This is a genomic window from Terrisporobacter sp. (assembly GCF_017888745.1).
Lineage (GTDB): Bacteria > Bacillota > Clostridia > Peptostreptococcales > Peptostreptococcaceae > Terrisporobacter.
The window spans coordinates 1-5,964 of the sequence record NZ_JAGHFM010000220.1 but is presented as its reverse complement, the minus strand read 5'-3'; the positions used below and the strand labels follow the sequence as shown (position 1 = coordinate 5,964).

At 28.9% G+C, this 5,964-nt stretch carries 6 protein-coding genes; 3 read left to right on the top strand and 3 right to left on the bottom strand.

Annotation, left to right across the window (positions count from 1 at the left end; translation table 11 throughout):
• Window positions 1–382: 382 nt before the first annotated feature.
• Genes J7G74_RS10575 through J7G74_RS10565 form a run of 3 tightly spaced genes read left to right on the top strand, consistent with a single transcriptional unit; the run spans window position 383 to window position 2,907 of the window.
• Window positions 383–1,234 carry a MurR/RpiR family transcriptional regulator gene (locus J7G74_RS10575; RefSeq protein ID WP_330616522.1) on the top strand — a complete coding sequence of 284 codons (852 nt, stop codon included), beginning with the start codon at window positions 383–385 and terminating at the stop codon, window positions 1,232–1,234.
• 14 nt (window positions 1,235–1,248) lie between these two features.
• Window positions 1,249–1,908: a ribose 5-phosphate isomerase A gene (gene rpiA / locus J7G74_RS10570; RefSeq protein ID WP_297135051.1), complete on the top strand. Its 660-nt coding sequence runs from the start codon at window positions 1,249–1,251 to the stop codon at window positions 1,906–1,908.
• Window positions 1,909–1,935: 27 nt separating this feature from the next.
• Window positions 1,936–2,907: a Gfo/Idh/MocA family protein gene (locus tag J7G74_RS10565; protein ID WP_297135049.1), complete on the top strand. Its 972-nt coding sequence runs from the start codon at window positions 1,936–1,938 to the stop codon at window positions 2,905–2,907.
• Window positions 2,908–3,140: 233 nt separating this feature from the next.
• On the opposite strand, the gene nagE is transcribed toward J7G74_RS10565, so the two are convergent.
• The 3 genes from nagE to licT all read right to left on the bottom strand — a co-directional run.
• Window positions 3,141–4,595 (bottom strand): N-acetylglucosamine-specific PTS transporter subunit IIBC, encoded by a 1,455-nt coding sequence (gene nagE, locus J7G74_RS10560; protein ID WP_297135047.1) that lies wholly within the window; start codon window positions 4,593–4,595, stop codon window positions 3,141–3,143.
• A gap of 75 nt (window positions 4,596–4,670) precedes the next feature.
• Complete coding sequence (locus J7G74_RS10555; RefSeq protein WP_297135044.1) at window positions 4,671–5,171, bottom strand: PTS sugar transporter subunit IIA; 501 nt, start codon at window positions 5,169–5,171, stop codon at window positions 4,671–4,673.
• Window positions 5,172–5,201: 30 nt separating this feature from the next.
• The coding region (licT, locus tag J7G74_RS10550; RefSeq protein WP_297135042.1) for a BglG family transcription antiterminator LicT at window positions 5,202–5,964 on the bottom strand (763 nt) is incomplete at its 5' end.

Sequence of the window (5,964 nt, the reverse complement as noted above, 5' to 3'; positions counted from 1 at the left end):
GTTTTAATGTTCCTATTTTGTCAATCAATTTGATTTTAGGTTATGTAAAATTATATATTACCTATTAGCAAATGTAAACTTTTTGACAAAATTTTATTGAAATTATTTTATTTCATTAATATTTTTATTTAATTGCTAATATTTAAGAATTATTCAATTTTTAATTTTAATATTATTATATTTATTATTATATTTTATAGATATCATTGAATCTAAACTTGCTCTTATAAAAGATAATTTTCAATACCATCTCATGAAATAATTTTTCATAATATTATTTTTGACAAAATTATCGCATCATTATATAATTTAAACAAAGATCAATTAATAGATTAAAAATTAGTAAATATAATTACAACACTTTAGTGAAGGGAGTAACATTATGAGTAATAAAACAGTGTTAGATACAATCTTCTCAAATTATAACAGTTTTTTCGATGCGGAAAAAAAAATTGCAACTTATATCATAAATCATAAGGAAAAAGTGATAGAAATGACTATTGCAGAATTGGCTAATTCTAGTGGCGCAAGTGAAGCTACAGTATCTAGATTTTGTAGAAAATGCAATATGAAAGGATTTCATCATTTAAAGGTAAGTCTAGCAAAAGAAATTATACAATCTAGTGATAAAAATATTACTGTGTCTAATAATATTGATCCAGATAATATCAGTCAATCTTTACAAAACATACTTGCTAATAAGATTGATGAATTAAAACAAACTATATCTATGATTGATGAAATAAAATTTAATGAAATTTTAAATTTAATAGAAAATGCTAGAACAATTCAATTTGTAGCTGTTGGAAATACTACTCCAGTAGCTTTGGATGCTTCTTATAAATTTAACCAAATAGGCATTCCTACTGTATGTAATACAATTTTTGAAACACAATTAGCATATACTTATAACTTGCATAAAGAAGATTTGGTAATTGCAATATCAAACTCTGGTGCTTCCAAGAGATTAGTAACTGTTTTAGAAGCTGCTAAAGTAAAAGGTGCAAAAACTATGGCCATAACAAATAACGAAAATTCACCTATTGCAAAAGTAAGTGATTATCATATTACCACTGCTACGAGAGAAAAGTTATTTATGGATGAATACTGCTTTTCTAGAGTGTCTGCAACTGTTGTGATAGAAATATTATATTTATTCTTAACTGTAAAAAAAGAAGATGCTTACAAAAATATCAGTAGACATGAGCAATCTATTATTGATGATAAATTATAAAAAATGGGGGACTTATGAAGAGAATATGTGCAAAAGAGGCCTTAAGATATATAAAGGATAACTCTGTAATAGGTCTTGGAGGAGGAAGTACAATTTCTTATTTGGTTGATTATATTAAAGAATCAAAGCTCAATGTGCAAATTGTAACTCCATCTTTCAACACAGAAATGTTATGTATAAAACAAGGCTTAAATGTTATACCATCTTGGTCAGTTAATAAAATATCTGTTGCCTTTGATGGTTGTGATGAAATTGATAATAATTTAAATGCATTGAAAAGTGGTGGAGGCATTCATACAAAAGAGAAAATCATAGCAAAAATGGCTGACAATTACATATTATTAGTGGATGAAAGTAAGGTTAGCCCTACTTTAACATTTAAAAATCCTGTTGTTCTTGAAATATTCGAAGAAAGCTTAAGCTATGTGGAAAGTGAAGTAAAAAAACTAGGAGGAATTCCTTCTATGAGAAAAAGTTCTGATAAAGATTGTTTTACAATTAGTGATCATGGACTTTTACTAATGAATGTTAAATTTAATAAAGTAGATGATATTAAAACTTTAGATTCTAATTTGAGAAATATAACTGGTGTTGTTGATACTTCTCTATTTTATAACATATGTACTAAAGCATTAGTCGTTTCTGAAAATGGAGTTAGAGTTATAGAAAAATAAATATTAAATATAAGGAGTAATATTAAAATGAAAAAATACAATTGGGGTATATTAGGTACAGGAAGTATCGGTAAAGAAATGGCATCTGCTTTAAAAGAAGTAAATGGCGAAATTTATGCAGTTGCTAATAGAAATATAGAAAAGGCTAAGTTATTTGGTAAAGAATTTGGTGTTACAAAAGTTTATGAAAGCTGCGATGAAATGCTTTTAGATCCAAACTTAGATATAGTTTATATTTCAACACCTCACAATGTCCATTATGAATATTTATTAAAAGCAGTAAAAAATAATAAACATGTATTATGTGAGAAAGCAATTACAGTAAATTCAAAACAATTAGAAGAAGTTGTATCTATTGCTAAAGAAAAAAACTTAGTAATTGCTGAAGCCATGACACTATTTCATATGCCTTTATATAAGAAGTTAAAAGAAATAGTTGATTCTGGTGCCATAGGTAAAGTTAAAATGATTCAAGTTAATTTTGGAAGTTGTAAAGAATATGATGTAAATAATCGTTTCTTTAGCAAAGAATTAGCTGGCGGTGCTTTACTTGATATAGGAGTTTATGCTACTTCTTTTGCTAGATTCTTCATGGAAAGTAAACCAAATACCATACTTACAACTGCTAATTATTTTGAAACTGGTGTTGATGAACAATCTGGTATAATTTTAAAAAATAACTGTGGTCAAATGGCAGTTATGGCATTGACAATGAGAGCTAAACAGCCTAAGCGTGGTGTTGTATCTGCTGAACTTGGGTATATAGAAGTAAATAACTATCCAAGAGCAGATAAAGCTACTATAACTTATACTGAAGACAATAGAACTGAAGAAATTCACGTAGGAGATACTTCTAAAGCTTTATGTTATGAAATTGAAGATATGCAAGAATATATTGCTAATAAAAACGGAGATGAGCAACTTCAATTAACTAGGGATGTTACTCATATATTAAGTGAAGTAAGAAATCAATGGGGATTTGTTTATCCTTTTGAGTAAAATTCCCTTTGCTTAAGCACTGCGTTGATTCTCCACTTCATGTTGCCAATGACTTCGCACATTGCTAAAAATACCTTTTATATTTTTAAATACATTTATTTTACTATAAATAAACTATCAATAGAAATTTGTCTATTATAAATTAATTGCATGTAAAAAATACCCTAAGATAATATCTTAGGGTATTTTCATTTACTCGTAATCCAATATATATGTTAAATATTTAATTCTATTTATATATTTTTAGATTGACAAAGTTTCTTAAACTCATCTGCAACAAATTGTACATGAGGTCCTATTATAACTTGAACACTAGTTTTACCTGGTCTTATAAGACCTGCAACACCTGCTGATTTTATTACTTTTTCATCTACTAAAGATTGATCTTTTACTTCTAAACGAAGTCTAGTTATACAGTTATCTATAGAAGTTACATTTGATGCTCCACCAAGACCACTTAAAATTGTTTCAGCAACTGCTGCATAATCACTATTAGATGTAGTTGAAGAATTTTTTATAACTACTTCATCATCTTCTTCTCTACCAGGAGTTTTTAAGTTGAACTTAGTTATAGCAAATCTAAATACTACATAGTATAAGAATGCAAATACTAAACCTATTGGTATTAACATTAATGGGCTAATAGCCATTGGTGCTTTGAAACTTAAGAACCAGTCAACAAATCCTGCTGAGAAGTTAAATCCAGATCTTACTGGAAGCATAGCACAAACTGCCATTGATACTCCTGTTAAAGCCGCATGTAATACATATAATCCTGGAGCTAAGAACATGAATGCGAATTCTAATGGCTCTGTAACACCTGAGAAGAATGCTGAGAAAGATGCTGCTAATAATAATCCATATACAGCTGCTTTCTTTTCTTTTTTAGCACAGTGGTACATTGCTAAAGCTCCTGCTGGTAAACCAAACATCATAACTGGGAAGAATCCTGTCATATACATACCAGTAACACCTTTAACTCCTGTTCCAGCCCAGAAATTAGCTATATCATCTATACCAGCAACGTCAAACCAGAATACTGAGTTTAGAGCATGGTGTAAACCAGTTGGTATTAATAATCTGTTAAAGAATCCATATATACCAGCACCTATTGGTCCTGCTGCTATTATAGCTTTACCAAATGATACTAATGCATTGTATACAAATGGCCATACAAAGAATAATACAACTGATGCTATAACTGAGAATAATGCAGTTACTATAGCAACACTTCTCTTACCACTAAAGAATGATAACCAGTTTGGTAACTTAGTATTTTTAAACTTGTTGTAGCAAGTTGCACCTATTATACCTGATAAAATACCTATAAATTGAGTTTGTATTTTACTGAATGCTGCTGCAACTTCAGTCACATCTATTTGTTGGAAAAATGCTACTGAACCTGGTGCCAATAACGTAGTTATAACCAACCAAGAAACTAAAGCAGCAAGTCCTGCTGAACCATCATTGTCATCAGACATTCCTACACCAACACCTATAGCAAATAATATTGCCATGTTGTCTATTAGTGCACTACCAGCTTTTATCATAAATGCTGCAACTACACTATTTGCTCCCCAACCAGTTGGGTCAATCCAGTAACCTATACCCATTAATATACTTGCTACAGGTAAACAAGCAACTGGAAGCATTAAAGACTTACCTAATTTTTGTAAATACTTCATCATAATTTTATAATTCCCCCTATAATTTATTTATTTTAAAGGCTTTAAACCCTAAAATACAAATTTAAAAATTTAATATTATTTTTTTACAACTTCTATTATTTTATCTAATTCTTTAACTTGACCCAACACACTTCCTTTTACATCAGCAAATTCAAGTGTGTTGCAAACTATAACAGGTGTAATTATGTCATACCCTGCTTCTCTTATTTTTTTCATATCAAATTCTAATAATAAATCCCCTGCTTTTACTTTATCACCTGCTTTTGCATGAGCTATAAAGTATTCTCCTTTAAGATTTACTGTATCTAATCCTATATGTATCAATAGTTCTACTCCATTTTCTCCTGCGATAGATAAAGCGTGCTTAGTTTCGAATAATACTGTTATCTCACCATCTATTGGCGCAACAACTCTACCTACACTAGGCTTTATTGCTATCCCTTTACCTAACATTTCCCCAGCAAAAGTTGGATCATTTACTATATTCATAGGTACGGCTTCACCTTCTACTGGTGATAAAACAAATATACCTTCATCATTTTTTTTACTAAATTTCTCTTTTAATGACTTAAACATTATAATTCCTCCGTTTTTAACTTAATTCTACTATAACTCTTCTGAATGCATAGAAACCCTTTTTATATGTACTGCTAAATAAGCTATTTCTTCTTTTGAAACGTTGTGTTCATATTTATTTTCAATATACTCTTTTATCTTTAAAGCACACTCATATTCTCTTGGATATCTTTCTGTAATCATGTCTATTAAGAAATCATCTGTTTCTTTAAGCATTTCATTTAAAAATATTCTTTGAGATAAAAACTTTAAATGAGTTATTAACCTAGAATAATGAAGACTTTCTTCGTCTAACTCAATATCATAAAAATCAGTTATTATTTTTACAATATCACTAATTAATGTAGTTATTTTAAGAGCATCATTCATATTTGTGTTATACTCTGCATTTACTATGTGCAATGCAATATTTGCAGCTTCATCTTCATTCATTTCTATTCCCAGTTTATCTTTAATAAGCCTAATAGCATATTCTCCTATTAAGTACTCACTTTTATAAAACTGTTTAACTTCCCATAACAATGGATTTGGAAACATCATTCCATTATTAAATCTTTTTATAGCAAAGTTAATATGATCGGTTAAAGTTATGTATATATTTTCATTTAATCTTTTGCCTAATGTTCTCTTTGAATAACTTATTATTTCATGGGATACTCTAAAGTGCTCCATTGGAAGCTTTTCTAGTAATTCTTTAAATTTATCTATAGTAGACTTACTATTCATCACAAAAATTTTCTCGACACGTTTTTTATCAACTATATCTCCTTCTTTTGCTTTAAATCCTAGTCCC

Bases quoted from the DNA above. Each gene is read 5' to 3' on its own strand.
- J7G74_RS10575 (WP_330616522.1), top strand. From the start codon at position 383: ATGAGTAATAAAACAGTGTTAGATACAATCTTCTCAAATTATAACAGT.
- rpiA (WP_297135051.1), top strand. From the start codon at position 1,249: ATGAAGAGAATATGTGCAAAAGAGGCCTTAAGATATATAAAGGATAAC.
- J7G74_RS10565 (WP_297135049.1), top strand. From the start codon at position 1,936: ATGAAAAAATACAATTGGGGTATATTAGGTACAGGAAGTATCGGTAAA.
- nagE (WP_297135047.1), bottom strand. From the start codon at position 4,595: ATGATGAAGTATTTACAAAAATTAGGTAAGTCTTTAATGCTTCCAGTT.
- J7G74_RS10555 (WP_297135044.1), bottom strand. From the start codon at position 5,171: ATGTTTAAGTCATTAAAAGAGAAATTTAGTAAAAAAAATGATGAAGGT.